The sequence below is a fragment of the Methanosphaera sp. BMS genome (assembly GCF_003268005.1).
Classification (GTDB): Archaea; Methanobacteriota; Methanobacteria; order Methanobacteriales; family Methanobacteriaceae; genus Methanosphaera.
Window position 1 is genome coordinate 2,067,501 of the sequence record NZ_CP014213.1, and the last position, 17,169, is coordinate 2,084,669.

General features: G+C 36.2%; 11 protein-coding genes, 2 rRNA genes and 1 pseudogene (1 of these 14 cut by a window edge). 9 read left to right on the forward strand and 5 right to left on the reverse strand.

From position 1 onward, the window contains the following. The 6 genes from AW729_RS07590 to AW729_RS07615 form a co-directional block, all read left to right on the forward strand. Window positions 1-2,296: ribosomal RNA gene (locus AW729_RS07590) — 23S ribosomal RNA — on the forward strand; it begins 720 nt to the left of the window's first position. 193 nt (window positions 2,297-2,489) lie between these two features. Further along, a 5S ribosomal RNA gene (gene rrf, locus AW729_RS07595) occupies window positions 2,490-2,611 on the forward strand. Window positions 2,612-2,967: 356 nt separating this feature from the next. After that, a complete protein-coding gene (locus AW729_RS07600) occupies window positions 2,968-3,882 on the forward strand; it encodes a hypothetical protein (protein WP_112124543.1) in 915 nt (304 codons plus the stop codon). After that, a complete protein-coding gene (locus tag AW729_RS07605; RefSeq protein ID WP_112124544.1) occupies window positions 3,872-4,726 on the forward strand; it encodes a hypothetical protein in 855 nt (284 codons plus the stop codon). Before AW729_RS07600 ends, AW729_RS07605 begins: the two co-directional genes overlap by 11 nt. An 86-nt stretch (window positions 4,727-4,812) precedes the next feature. Next, window positions 4,813-5,493: a trans-aconitate 2-methyltransferase gene (locus tag AW729_RS07610; protein WP_112124545.1), complete on the forward strand. Its 681-nt coding sequence runs from the start codon at window positions 4,813-4,815 to the stop codon at window positions 5,491-5,493. Window positions 5,494-5,545: 52 nt separating this feature from the next. Next, window positions 5,546-6,211 (forward strand): YitT family protein, encoded by a 666-nt coding sequence (locus AW729_RS07615; protein WP_112124546.1) that lies wholly within the window; start codon window positions 5,546-5,548, stop codon window positions 6,209-6,211. 528 nt (window positions 6,212-6,739) lie between these two features. Here the strand turns inward: AW729_RS07615 and AW729_RS07620 are convergent. Then, the gene (locus tag AW729_RS07620; protein ID WP_112124547.1) at window positions 6,740-7,078 is read right to left on the reverse strand and encodes a hypothetical protein; all 339 of its coding nucleotides are present in this window, start codon (window positions 7,076-7,078) and stop codon (window positions 6,740-6,742) included. A gap of 166 nt (window positions 7,079-7,244) precedes the next feature. Further along, window positions 7,245-7,529 (reverse strand): HepT-like ribonuclease domain-containing protein, encoded by a 285-nt coding sequence (locus AW729_RS11775; protein ID WP_112124548.1) that lies wholly within the window; start codon window positions 7,527-7,529, stop codon window positions 7,245-7,247. Between the two features lie 167 nt (window positions 7,530-7,696). On the opposite strand from AW729_RS11775, the pseudogene AW729_RS07630 reads away from it, so the two are divergent. The 3 genes and pseudogenes from AW729_RS07630 to AW729_RS07635 all read left to right on the forward strand — a co-directional run. Then, window positions 7,697-7,969 (forward strand): annotated as a pseudogene (locus tag AW729_RS07630) (transposase); the annotation flags it as partial. After that, complete coding sequence (locus AW729_RS11685; protein ID WP_257791377.1) at window positions 7,953-8,084, forward strand: hypothetical protein; 132 nt, start codon at window positions 7,953-7,955, stop codon at window positions 8,082-8,084. The pseudogene AW729_RS07630 and the gene AW729_RS11685, both read left to right, overlap by 17 nt. Before the next feature lie 3 nt (window positions 8,085-8,087). Beyond that, window positions 8,088-8,279 (forward strand): transposase, encoded by a 192-nt coding sequence (locus AW729_RS07635; RefSeq protein WP_257791425.1) that lies wholly within the window; start codon window positions 8,088-8,090, stop codon window positions 8,277-8,279. Between the two features lie 632 nt (window positions 8,280-8,911). On the opposite strand, the gene AW729_RS07640 is transcribed toward AW729_RS07635, so the two are convergent. The 3 genes from AW729_RS07640 to AW729_RS07650 form a co-directional block, all read right to left on the reverse strand. Then, window positions 8,912-15,859: an Ig-like domain repeat protein gene (locus AW729_RS07640; RefSeq protein WP_112124551.1), complete on the reverse strand. Its 6,948-nt coding sequence runs from the start codon at window positions 15,857-15,859 to the stop codon at window positions 8,912-8,914. 391 nt (window positions 15,860-16,250) lie between these two features. Next, on the reverse strand, window positions 16,251-16,493 hold the full coding sequence (locus AW729_RS07645; RefSeq protein ID WP_112124552.1) for a hypothetical protein: 243 nt from the start codon (window positions 16,491-16,493) through the stop codon (window positions 16,251-16,253). Window positions 16,494-16,569: 76 nt separating this feature from the next. Beyond that, on the reverse strand, window positions 16,570-17,154 hold the full coding sequence (locus AW729_RS07650; RefSeq protein WP_112124553.1) for a HemK2/MTQ2 family protein methyltransferase: 585 nt from the start codon (window positions 17,152-17,154) through the stop codon (window positions 16,570-16,572). Window positions 17,155-17,169: the final 15 nt, after the last annotated feature.

Consider the following 17,169-nt stretch of genomic DNA (forward strand, 5'->3'; position numbering starts at 1 on the left):
GTAGCTTTGTAGTCGTAGGGAAACCGAGTAATGCGTAGCTTTATGTGTGGTATTCTGATTGTAAAATGTCGTAGTCACAGCTTTAAAACCCGAAGCCGGTCGATCTATTCCTGGGCAGGATGAAGTCGCTCATACGAGTGATGGAGGTTCGAAGAGTTGTTGTTCTGCAAAACACTCTCTTGACCTGGGATTAGTGGTGAAAGGTTAATCAAGATCGGTGACAGCTGGTTCCTATCGAAATAGCTCCAAGGCTAGACTGATTGGAGATTGCTGGCAAGGTAGAGCACTGATTGAGTGTTTAGGGTGGGAAACTACTCGGCATTCTGTAAAACTCCAAACTTGCTTGCGTCGTAGAAGATTGGATCGAGGGGCGTGGGGTAAGCCTGTGTCCCGAGAGAGAAACAACTCAGACTTTGGTTAAGGTCCCTAAGTGCCGGATTAGTTTAAGGGAGTCATTAGCCCTAGACAGTGGGAAGGTGGGCTTAGAAGCAGCCACCCTTTAACGAGTTCGTAACAGATCACCCATCGAGGTTAATGGCATCTAAAATGGAAGGGGTTAAGCCGGCTACCGATACCAATGAACGCACGTTTTTTGTGTGATTTTGTAGATAGGCGTCCTGTTGGATTTGAAGCTGGGGTGTGAGTTCCAGTGGATCTTGCAGGAATGTGGATCCTGGTAGTAGTAGCAGCAAAGTAAAGTGTGAATCTTTATCGCCGGAGGGGCTAGGGTTCCTTGGCAATGTTCGTCAGCTAAGGGTTAGGCGGTCCTAAGGGTAACGGTAATTCCAGTTGCTCGAAAGGGAAACAGGTTAATATTCCTGTCCTACGTGATTTATACGGTGACGTTTATGTGAGTATTCTTGACACTTTGTGATATGCCTTGTAAGATTGTCGTCTTATTTAATCTTTTTAAGCTAATGGAGAACTGTAATAGTGAGAAGTTGGTGTATTTGTGATGAGCTGCCTGTTTTTTGGGTGGTTGTGGTTTAGTCATGGAGTCCTTGAAAAGAGAGTATTCTTTATGGTCATGTATCCGTACTCAGATCCGACACAGGTGCCCCTAGTTTAGTAGACTTAGGCGTGTTAGGGTAAACCAGTTAAGGGAATTCGGCAATTTGGCCCCGTAACTTTGGGATAAGGGGTGCCAGCTATGTGTAATAGCTGGTCGCAGTGACTAGGGAGGTTCGACTGTTTAATAAAAACATAGCTCCCAGCTAGCCCGTAAGGGTGTGTACTGGGGGCGACACCTGCCCAGTGCTGGCACGTGAAGCTGGGGTTCAACCTGGTGAAGCGCCAGTAAACGGCGGGGGTAACTATAACCCTCTTAAGGTAGCGAAATGCCTTGCCGGACAAGTACCGGCCTGCATGAATGGTAGAACGAAATCTCCACTGTCCCTAGCTGGAACCTAGTGAACCTGCTATTCTGGTGCACAAGCCAGAGACTTCTATTGGGAAGCGAAGACCCCGTAGAGTTTTACTGCAGTCTGCTATTGAGGCTTGGTTGCAAGTATGCAGCGTAAGTAGGAGACTTCGATGCTACGTCGTCAGGCGTGGTTGAGTCGTTCATGAGACACTACTTTCTTGTGACTGTGTTTCTAACACAGCTAGTATGGGTTGTGGACATTGGTAGATGGGCAGTTCGGCTGGGGCGGTACGCGCTTGAAAAGATATCAAACGCGCCCAAAGGTTGGTTCAAGTGGGACAGAGATCCACTGTAGAGTGTAAGGGCATAAGCCAGCCTGACTGTATTTCGAACAGTAAGAAATTCAGAGGCGAAAGCCGGGCCTAACGAACCTCAATGTCCTCGTCGATGGGGGCTTGAGATGACAGAAAAACTACCTCGGGGATAACTGGGTGGTCGCAGGCAAGAGCCCATATCGACCCTGCGGCTTGCTACTTCGATGTCGGTTCTTTCCATCCTGGGTGTGCAGCAGCACCCAAGGGTGGGGCTGTTCGCCCATTAAAGGGGAACGTGAGCTGGGTTTAGACCGTCGTGAGACAGGTTGGTTGCTATCTAATAGAAGTGTTTTGTTGCTTGAGCGGAAGGTGGTTCCAGTACGAGAGGAACGAGCCGTCGGTGTCTCTGGTCTACCAGTTGTCTGATAAGGCATCGCTGGGCAGCTACGCACTATGATAATAAAGGCTGAAAGCATCTAAGCCTGAGGTATTCCGTGAAAATAAGCAGCTTTTTTAGGGTATGAGTAGAAGACTTGTTTGATGGGATTGGGATGTAAGCTTCGAGATTTTTTTCGAGTTGTTAAGTCCGCAGTTTCCAACACCCGATATTCACAATTTCATGACTTACTTGGTTAATTTGTAAGATACAGGTTTTAGTTTTATAGTATACTACAAAAATCTATTAGTCATATTGTCTATGCATAACATTGAGTTGTGTTGTAACTAACTTCTTTTATTCTAGTTAGGTGTATTCAGTATTTGGTTTAATACTAGTTTTTGCTTCTGGATATGCGTTTAAATGATTTTTTTGGTACGGCGACCATAGCGATAGGGTCACATCTGATCTCGTCTCGATCTCAGTAATAAAGTCTATCTACGTTCTGCTTTGTACTATAGGTGGTAAGTCTATGGGAATTTCAGAAAGTTGCCGGCCTTTTATATATTCTTAACCTGATAGTTTTTATTATGTGGCTTTTTTTGTGGCAAGTTGGTATTTTTGAGTTTATTATGTAGTTTGACTTTTTTTTGTAGTAGATTCGTGATTCTTATTTTTACTGGAGTTTGGATTTATTCCAATCTCCTTTTTATTATTTAATTCATTGTCTTAGTTTTTCAATCATGTCGTTTAAGATTTTTGATTAGTTATATTTTTTGTCATGGCTTATTTATTTTACCAACCATTTAGTTATATTATTATTTTTATTATTTTTAGATATGTTTATTAATAATTTAATATATATTATATATTATTGTAATTTTGTTTAGTTATTATGCTAATTATTGTATATTATGAAAATTATTGAAGATAATCATGCTTATGTAAACAGTCTGCTTGTAGTAATAATCTTAATGCCCATATTTCTAATAATCATATTTACCATTTCATTCTCATTTACATTGGCAAATGACTCGGCTGGTGATCTTTCTGCTGATATGTTAAAGGATTCAAGCCGTGATGTGGAAAATCAGCTAAATAGAATATCATCTGAGGCTATGCATAACCTGTCAAGGATTTTGCTTGAAAATAAGCATCCATGTACTAACTCTACCAAAACGTTGAGGGTCATGATACAAGATGCGGTGGATAATCTTACAGGCAAGTATATTCAAAGGGGCATTATGATAAACTGCACTATTATAAACATATATCCATCAGATGATCCCTATTGTTTTGATGTTTATTATAGAATAAATTCAACATTTATCAACGATTCATCAAAGAACATAGTGAATAAAGAGAAAATAACAGTCAGCATGGTGGACTCGGCTTATCCGGTTTATGATGTATATCCATTGTTTCGGGTAAATGTGGATATTGCTAATGACAGCTACGTTTATAGGGTTGATGACGTGGCCTATCATAACGCCACCAGTGGACTTATATTTAAAAGATGTCCATATGAGGATTACACCGGGCATGCTCACAGTAACCTTACCATGCTTGACTGTTTGAATAATCATTACTATCACTTCAGTCATGATGGATTATGTGTCTTCTGCAGGTTGGAAAATCGGTCCACATGTCCACATGCTGGTCTTGAAACATTTATAATACCTACACATAGACTTAATGAGTCGACTTCATCGGTGGATCACGTCTATTTTAACGAGTCAGCGAGTGGTCATTATAACGGTACTATCAGGGATTTTAACGAGTCGTTTATCTATCTGGATAATGCTCATGGAGGTAAGTATGGCTTTTGATAGTGATGGTCAACTGCTTAGTTTGGACTTGTTGCTGTACTTGGTGGCATTGTCCATTGTAATGTTTTTATCGCTTTATATTTATTTGTCATTTGATGCTTCAGGCAGTGATATGATAATTACCGGTTTAAATGACAAGCACATGGACAGCCTGGAGGATGCATTATTTAAGACTCCGGGTATGCCCGATAATTGGCATCTGCTGGATGATGCTCATGTATCTATGGTGGGCTTATGTGTGGATAATGATTCGTATCTTGTATCATATGATAAGCTTCTTAAGTTAAGGGATAATCCAGGCCTTATTTACACGGTCTTTCCATCCGAGTATAGATGCAACGTAATGTTGGAGCCACGCGACAATCCGACAAATCGAATAAATATCATCCGGTCATATAGCTATGGCGGTAATGAAAATGTACTGACCCGTCGTATACCAATAATAATTGATTATGGATATAATATTTCATCATTTGATTCTGATAATGATAATTATAATTGTCCATATAATCATTTAAATGATGATGGTAATTGGAGGTGCAAATCCTTTAATATTTCCCGTTCAAGCCTTGTGGCAAACAGGTATTACATATTATCAGATAATGCCAATGTCATACTTTCAAATACGTATGGCCAAAACATGAGCTTAAATATAAAAGATAGCACGGACATAACAGATAAGTTGAATACGTTAATTACCGATGATGAAGACACCATTTATATTCACGTACGCTCCGATAATCATGATAGTTACATGGTATGTGATAAGAATAACAGGCCCGAACACTTGGATAGTGTCATCAACCCCGAAGAATACATGGCAATAATAGAAATATCCACATAATAAACAATCAAATCAATAATATTATAAAAAATTATATACTCCACCAAAAAAATAAATAACTATACAGATAAGACAATGGTGTAACGATGGAAAATAAAGAAGTAAAAACAGCCTTCAACAACGCGGCAGATAATTACGATACAAACAGAAAAGAAATAATACCCCATATGGACGTGTATTACCAGACAGCCGTAGAGCTAACAAAAATATTCAACAATCCAAGCATACTGGATTTAGGGGCAGGAACCGGAATACTCACGGAATTATTACATCAAATACATCCACGAAGCAGAATAACCCTCGTTGACATGTCAGCCAATATGCTGGATAAGGCCAAAAACAAATTCAACAACATCGATAATTTCACATACATAGAAGACAACTACCTGACGATGGACTTTAAGGAAAACTATGATATCATCATATCCTCACTATCAATACACCACTTAAACGACAAGGAAAAATACACACTATACAGGAAGATATATCAACACTTAAACAATCAGGGAGTATTCATAAACGCCGATGAAGTCATAGCACCAACAGACACGCTTGAAAAGTTATATGTTGAAAAAGAAACAACCCACCTGTTAAAGCAGGATTTAACCAATGATGAAAAAGAGGAAATACTCTACAGAAGAACCCTTGACACGCCATCAACTCTCAAAGATAATCTCACATGGCTGGATGATATCGGCTATGAAAATGTGGATGTAATCTACAAATACTACAGATACTTCGTATTATACGGTCAAAAAATAGAATAACAACCCTCCCTTTTTTCAATTTTTTTGTAAATGCCCTTTATTGGATGATAACATGACAGATAATACTATATTTTCAAGGATAAAATCAGGTATACTCTACAACTATCTTGTATTGGTGGTAGGCTTATTTATCATGTCCTTCGGCGTAGCCCTATCGGTAATCAGTGACCTTGGAACAACACCAATATCCTGCATACCCAACGTGTTAAAGTATGCCGTTCCATTATCACTTGGAACGATAACGATTATATTCAACTTCATACTGATAGTAATACAATACGTTATTCTAAGGGGTGACTTTGACCATAAGCAATGGCTGCAGATAATAATAACGATAATCTTCGGCTACTTCATAGACTTTAGTCTGTACATATTAAATCCGATCATCGCTCCGAAGACATACCTATCCCAATGGATAATCTGTATGATAAGTACCTTTATCATAGCCTTCGGAGTATACCTTGAGGTAAAATCCGACGCCATAGTACTTCCGGGAGAGGGAGTTATACTTGCGGTAAGATACAAGACAAAAAGGGACTTTGGAAAGATAAAATCAATCTTCGATTCATCCAATGTAATAATCGGGGCAATACTATCCATATTATTATACTCTTCCTTTAGGGGGATAGGATTAGGAACGATATATGCAGGAATTGTTGTTGGTTATATTGTAAGGGGATATTCATTGTTTATTGACAGGTGTATTCTTAAAAAATAGTCATGATATTGCCTTTAAAAATGGCTAAGATGCATCTGTGAGTTCATAGTCACTGGATATGAATACTGCTGTTATTGTTGTTGTCTTTAGATTTCATCTCATCTACAGGGATATTCAAAGCTTAGTGTAAATCATGTTATGGATTTATATTTTCAATGATTTATCATATTCTTGAAATCATTAACTTCATTGAAGATCCCACATATAAAGCCTAGACTATTTCAGTAGATGTATTATTGTTTCTTATGTTCTTGATTGACAGTCTCGTTGAAATGGTGTCGTTGTATTTAAATCGGATAAAAAATTACTATTTTCTTTCATGCCCTAGGCATTTAATCAGCATATCTTCATTAGCAATGATAATGTCTTTTCCATGTTTACCAAAAAATTAAATATAATAAGGCTTTAAAAAAGAGTATTTTAAAAATTAAAGACAAAGAAAAATCACTAATAAAAAAAAATGTAGGATAAAAGGTTTTATAATAAATAAAACGTTTCTCCTATTATATTTAAACAATAAATGTATGTTTATGCTGTTACGGTCAGGGTTTTGGTATCTTCCGGGCGTTCATAGTATGGTGAGATAAATACTGCTGTGATGTTGTATGTACATGTAGCGTATTCTTCTGGTATTGTGTATTCTATGCTTCCAGTTTCGTTTATTCCTTTATCATAGATTACTTTACCGTTGGCGTCTTTTACTGTTTTTCCGTTTATTTTGAATACTATTTTACCGGTTTTTACGGTTGTGTCGGTGTTTATTGTTGCTTTGAGTGTGATTGTAGCTCCGGCTTGAGTGGTTATGTCTTCTGTTGTGATTGTTGGCTTTGATGCTGTTATTGTGATTTCTGTTTTTTCTCTTGACATTTTTTCAAGGTCTGTTGATTATGAGTATATGGCTTGTATTGTAGTGTTTTTATTCTATTATTTTGGTGTTTCATGGTTTTTTTTATTTAATGAAATCTCCAATATTTATATAATTATTCAATTTAAAATTAACTTACTGAATTATATTAATTTTTTTAGATATATTTTAAGTTCTGGAAGTTCTGTTTTCATAGTTTCCCAGACAAGGTGGTTCAATTACACTTTCGTAGTCATGTGCATGGATATTTCTCATAGCTTTTAAACTATTCCATGCAATATCAGGGTGTTGACTCTTAAATTCATCAGATAATCTGCCAATATATTCTCCAATTTGAATAATATTAAATGCACAAGCTCGTTGATAATGAGTATTAGATAAATATTCACCAAAATCATCCCCAAAATATTCTATATCATTGACCCACAGGCTTATGTTGATATAAATGAGGATTTATTAAAAAGAATATATGGGGAACCAGAATTAAAAACCTATAAAGGCTATTATTTGACTGTACATGATGGTTCAATATTTGATTTACCTAATTATCCTACTATACGAGAAGATTTTGGCATTGAAGAAAATATTAATCATTCTAAACATACCCTACAGCCAGAGTATCCACAATGGTTGATGTATTAAACGAATTTATTCTAAGTTCAACCATTACCAGCAGAAAGTCCAGTGAAAGTAATCTTGCCATAGACCATTTAGAAGATGTTAAAAACAGGATTGACCTTCATAAAACAATATCTATCTGTGATAGAGGTTATGTTTCTAAAAAATTAATGTTAAAAATTATGCAACTAAAGTCATATTTTGTAATAAGACTAAAAAAAGACACATTCATAGATCAAAGATATAAACTAACACAAGATGATGAAAATAATTGAAGTACCACTTACTAAATCATTCATAAAAACAATACCTGATGAAAAATTAAGAAAATTCGCAAAAAAAGAACAAAAACTCAAACTAAGAATAATAAACATAGAATTGCCAACATGAGAAATAGAAACACTTGCAACCAACTTATTTGATAAATCAATGACAATAGATGATTTTAAAGAAATATACAACAAAAGATGGACAATAGAAACCAATTACGACAAACTAAAAAACAAATTAGAAACAGAAAACTTCTCTGGTCGAAGAAAAATAATCATAGAACAAGACTTCTACTTTAGACGTATATGTATTTAACATAGCAACAGTAATCAAACACGACGTAAATGAAATAATAACACGACAACCACGAAAAAACAACAAACACAGATACAAAGAATACTCGGCAAACTTCAATATAGCAGTAGGACTAGTAAAAAAAGAATTACTCAATCTTTTATCCCCTGATGAAGAAAAACAACAACAAGCAATATCCAAAATATTCAAAATACTGCAGAAAAACTTAATATATGTAAAAGAAGAAACAGAAACAACAACTCGCGAACCGACCGATTACGGACACAAATTTCACGACAACAACAGAAGATCATTCTAAAAAAAATATACACGATACAAAAAAATGTCACACAAAAAATACCTTAACTTGACAGCATTGAAATTTTAAAGAATTTTAATAGATTTTTTTTCATTATTTTTTATTTTAATTGGATAATTCGATGATTTTCCGTATATATATTATTTTTTTGGTTAATAAAGAAAAATTCGAGTGATGGAAGGAGTATTGGTGGAATAGAAGATAATCATAGGAAGGTTATGTAATATGAGGGCTGATTATTATAAAAAAACAGTATCCGTTAGATCTGCTTAAGAAATAGGGGTATATTAGTAAAAAAAGTTAAAAGGAGTTAAAAAAGTAATTTTAACTCAATTTAATTTGTAATTTTTATTTCATTGGTTGCCTCTAGGCGGTCATACTCATCAGCAAGTAGTACTGCGGTTAAATTGTATATTTTAGCCTTCATATTCTCTGGTATGGTGTATTCGATAGTGGCGACATTGTTGACGATTCTGGCATAGATTACTTTGCCGTTATCATCTTTTAATGTTTTACCATTGATTTTAAATACAACTTTACCGTTGTTTACAACTTTGTTATCATTAATTGTAGCGGTAAATGTAGCAGTTGAACCTACTTGAACTTCTTCCGGGCTGGTCAATGTAAGTGAAGCCCCTTTAGTATTGACTGTCGTGGTAATTGTAGTATTGGCTCCAGGGATTTTACTGTTACCGGAGTATGTTGCAGTTATGTTAATTTCTGCTCCTGCAAGTTCATCAGGTACCGTGTATTCTATTGTGGCAGTACCGTTAACTACTTTTGCATATAGTACTTTACCGTTAGCATCTTTTAATGTTTTACCATTGATTTTAAATACTACCTTACCAACACTTATGTTGTTTCCTGCTTCATCAAATACTCTGGCTGTCAGGTTGACAGTTTGACCGGCTATAAGTTCAACATCATCTATTTCTATGACGGTATTTGCTTTTCTGACAGTCAATGTAGCAGTTGTTTCACTATCTGTAATGTATTCAGAACCACTGGTGTAAGTGGCAGTTACTTGTGTTGTTAACTCTTTGGTATATAATACATCAATGCTTGCAACACCATTTTCTACATTGGCTTGACCTAATATGTTACCTTCACCGTCAATAAATTCAACAATACCTGTGTCGATGTCATTTCCATCAATATCCGTTACGGTTGCACTAATGGTACATGTATTGTTTACAAATGCGGTAAGCTCATCCAACGTTACAACTGATTCCTGATAGTTTCCTTTGACTTCTATTATTACAAAGTATTCATCAGGTGTTTCTAATGCTGATTGGTTAATGTAAATACTTGGCAGGTACATGTCATTTTCAAGGTATTCTACCATGATTTTAATCTGTCCTTCAGCATTTGCCGGTACGTTGATTATTGCTGTTTCACCATCTAATTCAACAGTTAACAGTAGGTTTTCATCAGCATCTTTAACTGTTATGGTACCATGTGTTAAAGGATTATCCAATTCATCATATACATTAACGGCTATTGTTACATTGCCAAGGGTTGTATTTAGGATGTTTACATCTAATGATGTTGCTATTTTATTTATGTAGCTTGTCAATTCACTTTGTGCTTCTAGATAATCATCATCTTCAGCACTTGTTATGTTTACCTGGATTGTACCAAGTACACTGGCATTGAAGCTTGCAGTAAATACTCCATCAGAATCTGTCGTTGCGGTTATTGTTTTTGATGAACCGTCATAGTATGCAATTGTAATGTCAACATTTTTACCTTCAACAGGTGTTTGTTCATCTTCAACAGATAAGATACCGCTTACAACTATTTCTTCACCGATGGCATATTCATCTAAGATTAAACAGTCCATCACGACATTCTTTTTAACTTTAACTATTTCAACAGCAGAACTGTCACTTGAAGAGCGATAATCATAATCACCTTCAAAGATTAGTTCCACAATCGCATTACCGGTTATGCCGGTGGTGTCGAATTGGTATGATATCATTCCTTCATTGTCTGTTGTGACTGTGGTTTCTAGTGTAATCACATCATCGATTGTTATTTTCAGGATGACAGGAACACCAGCTAGTGCGTATTCGTCAACTTCATCACTGTATAATAGAATTCCATCAATTTGCATAATATCACCGGAGTTGACAGTACTTTCGACATCAACGGTAAGCAAGGTCTCAAATGTCTCATGTGTAATTTCAGTTTCTGCTTCGGTTGTTGATTCAAGGTAAAGGTCGCTTTCTTCAATTGAAGCCAGGATATGTACATTACCAACAACAAGTTTGTCCTTGGATACTGTTATGATAAATGATCCCTCATTATCAGTTACAGGAGTATATGTTTCTACACTATCATCATCAAATGTAACTGTAATGTAGACTACTGTATCGATAACAGGTAGTTCATTATCATCTGCAGTGTATGCTATACCGGATAAAATCATATCATCATTATCCGGGTATGATTCATCACATTCAAGGAGTATTGTTACCTCTTTTCTTGCAGGTTTTATAAGCACTTCCTGGTTATCGGAACTTGCCATATAATCCTCATTTCCTTCAAAGATTAACTCTACAAGTGCATTTCCGTCTATTCCTGTGGTGTCGAATTGGTATGATATCATTCCTTCATTGTCTGTTGTGACTGTGGTTTCCAGTGTTATCACGTCATCGATTGTTATTTTCAGGATGACTGGTGCGTTTGCTAGTGCGTATTCGTTGTCTTCGTTATCTGTGTATATTATCATTCCGTCTATTTCTAGTGTGTCTCCGGAGTATATGGTGCTTTCTGTGTCGACTGTCATGCTTGTTTCCAATGGTGTTTTGACGATTTCTGTTGTTGTAGTGTCTGATGCATCATTATATTGTTCATTGTCGCTTATGCTTGCTGTTATGCTTGCTTGTCCTATAACGTTTGCTGGTAATGTTGCCGTGAAGTATCCTTCTTCGTCTGTTGGCGTACTTTCTACTGTTAGGCTTGTACCATCGCTGTATGTGATTGTCACAGTTATTGTTTGACCAACTACTGGTGTATCATCATCGTTTAATGATAGTATACCGTATACTTCTATCTCATCGCCCTCTGTATATTCATCATCGATTTCAACCATAATCATCACATCCTTCTTGGATGGCAGGATTTCTACAATATCACTGGCACTGCTTTCAAGGTAGTCATAATTGCCATCAAATATTATTTCCACATTTGCAATACCTTCAAAGCCTGTCGTGTCAAAGGTGCATGTTATAGTACCATCCTGATTGGTTGTAATAATTTCTTCACTTACTATTTCATCGTCAATGCTTATTCTTACAGTAACCGGAACATTGGCTATGGCCGTATCATCAGCATCATATAATAATGCAGTGATTTCCAGTTCTTCACCTGAGAATATTGAATCTTCAAATGAGTAAGATATGAACGTTTCTAATTGTTCATGTATGACTTCTGTTGTTACTTCTGTTGTTGCCTCGTTATATTCTTCACTTTCTTCTGTTGTGGCTGTGATTGTCACACTGCCTAATACTAGTTGTTCTTGAGGTATGGTTATGGTAAATGATCCATCATCTTCAGTTACACCTGAAAGTTCCAATGTTGTTTCGTCACTGAATGTGACCATAACTGTTATTGTTTTGTCTGTTAGTGGGGTATTGTCTTCATCGATTACTTCACCGGTTAGTGTAATGGTCTCGTTATCAGGGTATGACTCATCTGGTTCTAGTAGGATTATCACATCTTTCTTGTCAGGTATGATTTCTACTTCTTGAGTGGCTGAACTTCCAGCATAGTAGCTATTTCCATCATAGTTTAAGTCAATCAGGAAAGTTCCTTTTTGATCTGTCGTGTCATATTCATAGTATATGCTACCATCAGCACCGGTAGTTACGTTTACCGTTAATATTGTAATGTAGCTTACTCCACCGCCGATTGCAATGTTTATGCTTACTTGTTCACCAGAGATTACTGCTTCTTCATCATCTGCCTCATGAAGTACTGCATTGATGATTATTCCTTCACTGGATTTTATTGGACTTTCTGCTTCATAGTCAATTGCCGTTTCCACATATTCATGGATGACTTCTGTTGTTGCTTCTGTTGTTGCCTCGTTATATTCTTCACTTTCTTCTGTTGTGGCTGTGATTGTCACACTGCCTAATACTAGTTGTTCTTGAGGTATGGTTATGGTAAATGATCCATCATCTTCAGTTACACCTGAAAGTTCCAATGTTGTTTCGTCACTGAATGTGACCATAACTGTTATTGTTTTGTCTGTTAGTGGGGTATTGTCTTCATCGATTACTTCACCGGTTAGTGTAATGGTCTCGTTATCAGGGTATGACTCATCTGGTTCTAGTAGGATTATCACGTCTTTCTTGGCAGGTAGTATTTCTACTTCTTGGCTGGCACTGGCTTCAAGATAATCATCTGTTCCATCAAATGTTAATGTAACCATACCTGTTCCTACATTACCGGTCGTGTCATAGGTGTATTGTAGTATACCTTCTTGATCCGTGGTAACATCTTCTTCTAGTATGAATTCGTTGCCAATCGTGATTTTCACATTTATATTGGCACCTGTTATGGCATGTTCATCCTGATTTTCATCATAGTATACCAGCTGACCTGCTATTTCCAGTGTTTCGCCACTGTATACTGGGCTTTCTGCGTCAATTACGAGTAGTGTTGGCACTGCCGGTTTCTGGATAATCTCGGTTGTTTCTGATGCATTCGCAGTATTGTATAAGTCATTTTCAGCTATGCTTGCCGTTATTGTAGCTTCACCAAGTACATTTGCAGGCAGTTGGGCAGTAAATGAACCTTCATCATCTGTTGTAACGGTGGTGGATGTTGATGTTCCATCTGAGTATGTTACATTGATAGTTATGTCTAATCCTGTAACTGCTTCTTCATCATCCATCGTAAATACGGTACCGTCAACTGTGATGTCTTCTCCTTCAACGTATTCATCATCAACACTAAGCATGATTATAACGTCTTGCTTGTTTCCGATTATTTCTATTTCTTCAGATGTATATATTTCCTTGTAATGGTTATTACCTTCAAAGATTAACTCTACCTTTGCAAGGCCGCTAAGTCCTGTAGTGTCAAATGAATATAGTATCCAGCCCTCTTCGTCGGTAATGGTTTGATTTTCATGCACTACCTCGTCATTAATAATTACTTTTATTAATACGATCGCATCACTTATTGGCGTTTCATCGTCATCAACAGCATACATTAATGCACTTATTTCTAGTTCTTCACCGGACTCCACAGAATCATCTAAACTAAAATCAATGAAACTGTCCTTTTTTTCGTCAGGGTCGTATACATTGAATAATAGGATACGTTCTGTTTCCATGTGGGTATCATTACCATTGAATACGAATGAAAGTTCATGTTCGCCTACTTCTTCAACATCATATGTGTAGTATATTCCACCTTCTGAGTCCCATGATTCTATCACTTCAAGAGATCCGCCATTGTCAAATATTTCAATTGAGTCAAAGTTACATTTTACTCCATTTGCCGTGAAGTATCCTTCAATGTCAAGTAAATCATATAGCTCAACTTCTTCCGGAATCTCTGTCGTTATGGTTATTTCAGTTTCAATCAACTCAGGCAGCGGCATGTTATTTTCGATAGTGTTTGTCTGTGTATTTGTTAACACGGCATTATCTCCTACTTCTTCATTAGCCACCAGGTAGTTGTTTGTGACGGTAGTGTAGTTACATGACTGTAATTTTATAGCATAATCACCGGTACAGGTTATTATATTGTCTTCAATAATGTCATTTATTTCACCCGTATTGAAAATACCTGAAAATGTTGAGGAAATGGTATTCTCTGTTATTCTGGCATTAAATCCTCTTGTAGTTACAATTCCGGCAGTTTTAGCAGTTAAATAATCAACTGTAACACCTGTTTCCTTGGTACCGGTAACGGTTATGTCATTATTTGATATAATGCTGTTTGCACCGATTATACCAATACCCATTGCGGTCTCACCGGTGCTTTCCATGGTGTTATTGATGATGGTGGTGTTGTCTCCACCAAACTGTTCTATTGCATACATGTTGTTGGCGGTACATGTAATCTGGTTATTTGAGATGGTGTTGTTAGCAACATGACCTAATCCTTCACGGTAAGTAGCACCCGTATATGCATAGTTTTCCAGTACTATTCCATATGTTACAGGTTCGGTATTGGCTCCTTCTACTCTTTCTACATCAGCTTCCAATGTGATTGTATTGTTATCCACGAGGTTATAGCTGTGATCTTGTATGAAAATACCGCCAGTATAATTTGTACCGGTTACAATTATTTCATTGTTTGTCACGTTACAGTAGTCTGCCTTGATGTTTATGGCATATAACCATCCATTTCCGTGAATTTCCATATAATTGTTGGATATTATGGAATATGGTGTTTCAAATGTTATACCGTATAATGTTGGAAATTGGGTATTATTATTAGTTGCATTAATGTATACTCTATTGTTTTTGAAATTAACGCTGGATTCACCACGTGTTCTAATCGGCATAATCTGATTAGTACCATAGTATTCTGAACCTTGAGTCCAGTCAACTTCACTGGAATATGTCTCAATTATAAACTCCGAATCAATGATTTCGGCACCAGATTGTATGTCCAATACATTAAAACGGAAAGGTAGGTCTGTAGTTGGAGGTAAAATACAGTTCATATGAACATTGTCTATCGTTGTAGAAGTGGATTCACTGTCAACATGGATAATGTTTGGATTATAAATCCATGTATATACGTAATTCTCATCAATGTCGATTTTCAAGTCTTTTAATGTAACATTGTTTGTATTTTCTAGGGTAAATGCAATGTTATTGAATTCAACATCAGGGTTAGCTGTTATGGCAGTGTTATTTGTGTTAAGAAGGGCAATTGAATTTAAATTTTCATCTATTGTATCTTCAAATATGAATGTAACATTGCCTGGATTTTGTTCTCCATTGTAGCTTAATGCATATTTTCCTTCATCGTTTTCCTTAATCCATCCATGTTCTCGGTAGTTGTCCTTGTTAATTGAAATCGTATTGTCTGTATCTGTTTTAATACTCTTAGGAGTGGATTGTTCTATATTATTATCCTGTGTATCTGACACAAGATTCTCATTTGTAATGCTTTCACTTGTCGTGTGAACATTGCTGTTATCCATATCGGATGTGCTGGTATCATCAGCTGCTGATATAGCACCAATGGATAGTATTAATGTCATAACGAGTACTGTGAAAACAATAAGTTTTCTATGTTTAAACATATTATCGCCTTGATATTCTAAAAATACATAATCAATACTGATAATTTGATATTTATCTAAAATTATTGATTAATAATTGGTATTATATCATTGTGAGTATAAAAATTTTATTATAATTTTTTTAACGGGTGATTAATTATAAGTTATTTTTAATAATTTTGTAAAAAAAGATTTAAATATTATATATGGGCTATTTCTATGCAATATTAATATTATCCTCGTTGTTTTTATTATCATATGATATTTGTCGGATATGTAATGTGGTATATGAAAATTCTCTTTTTGTCAATTCTTTAAATTATTTACGTGTGGGTCATTTTTCTAATAGTAATGTGATGTAATGTTTTCTTTCTAAATATCTTTAAGAAATAGTATGACAAGGGAGGTTATCCTAATCGTCAATCAGTACTGTTAGGTTGTCTGATTTTTCACCGGCTGATATAAAAACATCAAGCAATGCCCCTGCGATGCATTTTGTGTTAATAAAATGTATCTCACAGGCTTCATCAATATTTTCCAGGAATTGTTCAATCTTATCATAGCTTCCATCATATTCAGGGTATTCAAGAACATCCTGCAAGTAGTATACAGGATCCTTTCTAATCATTTTGCCGTTAATCTCAAGGTATTTCATATAATCACCTTTTTTAGGAAATTTGCTATGAAGTCATTTATTTTCAAATATAAGTGTCTTTCACAATATTATTTTTTCATAACCTGGCACTTATCAGGGTTATGTCTTCGAAGAATATGTGTTCTGTTGCCGTAATTTCTGCCTGAAATCCTTCAGTTGTTAGCATTTGGAGTGTTTTGTCATTGTCTGATAATGATGATTGCACCAGCTGTATCATGCCACCATCCTTCAGGTATCTTTTGGCCTCTTTAATGAATCTGTCAATAACCTTTCTGCCATCGACTCCTCCGTCCCATGCCTTGCTGTATTCATCATCAACATGTTCATCCTCAGCTACAGGTAGATATGGAGTGTTAAAGAGTATTAGATCATAGAATCCTTCGATATTTTCAAACAGGTCACTTTCAATAACATTAATGTTGTTGCTAGCGTTTAGTTTAACGTTGGCTTCTATGCATTTAATCGCATGTGGATTTATGTCACATACGCATACGCTATTTGCGTGTTTTGAAGCAAATATGCTTACAAGTCCACTTCCCCCACCGATTTCAAGCACGTCCATATTCTCATCCAATATTAAGTTGTCAATCAGAAGGAATGTGTCCTCAGCCGGTGGATATACCTCGTCACATTCAATGTATTCAACATCCCTGTATTCCATAATACTCACCTACAC

Coding starts and splice junctions, on each gene's coding strand:
- AW729_RS07600 (WP_112124543.1), top strand. CDS start 2,968: ATGAAAATTATTGAAGATAATCATGCTTATGTAAACAGTCTGCTTGTA.
- AW729_RS07605 (WP_112124544.1), top strand. CDS start 3,872: ATGGCTTTTGATAGTGATGGTCAACTGCTTAGTTTGGACTTGTTGCTG.
- AW729_RS07610 (WP_112124545.1), top strand. CDS start 4,813: ATGGAAAATAAAGAAGTAAAAACAGCCTTCAACAACGCGGCAGATAAT.
- AW729_RS07615 (WP_112124546.1), top strand. CDS start 5,546: ATGACAGATAATACTATATTTTCAAGGATAAAATCAGGTATACTCTAC.
- AW729_RS07620 (WP_112124547.1), bottom strand. CDS start 7,078: ATGTCAAGAGAAAAAACAGAAATCACAATAACAGCATCAAAGCCAACA.
- AW729_RS11685 (WP_257791377.1), top strand. CDS start 7,953: ATGATGAAAATAATTGAAGTACCACTTACTAAATCATTCATAAAAACA.
- AW729_RS07640 (WP_112124551.1), bottom strand. CDS start 15,859: ATGTTTAAACATAGAAAACTTATTGTTTTCACAGTACTCGTTATGACA.
- AW729_RS07645 (WP_112124552.1), bottom strand. CDS start 16,493: ATGAAATACCTTGAGATTAACGGCAAAATGATTAGAAAGGATCCTGTA.
- AW729_RS07650 (WP_112124553.1), bottom strand. CDS start 17,154: ATGGAATACAGGGATGTTGAATACATTGAATGTGACGAGGTATATCCA.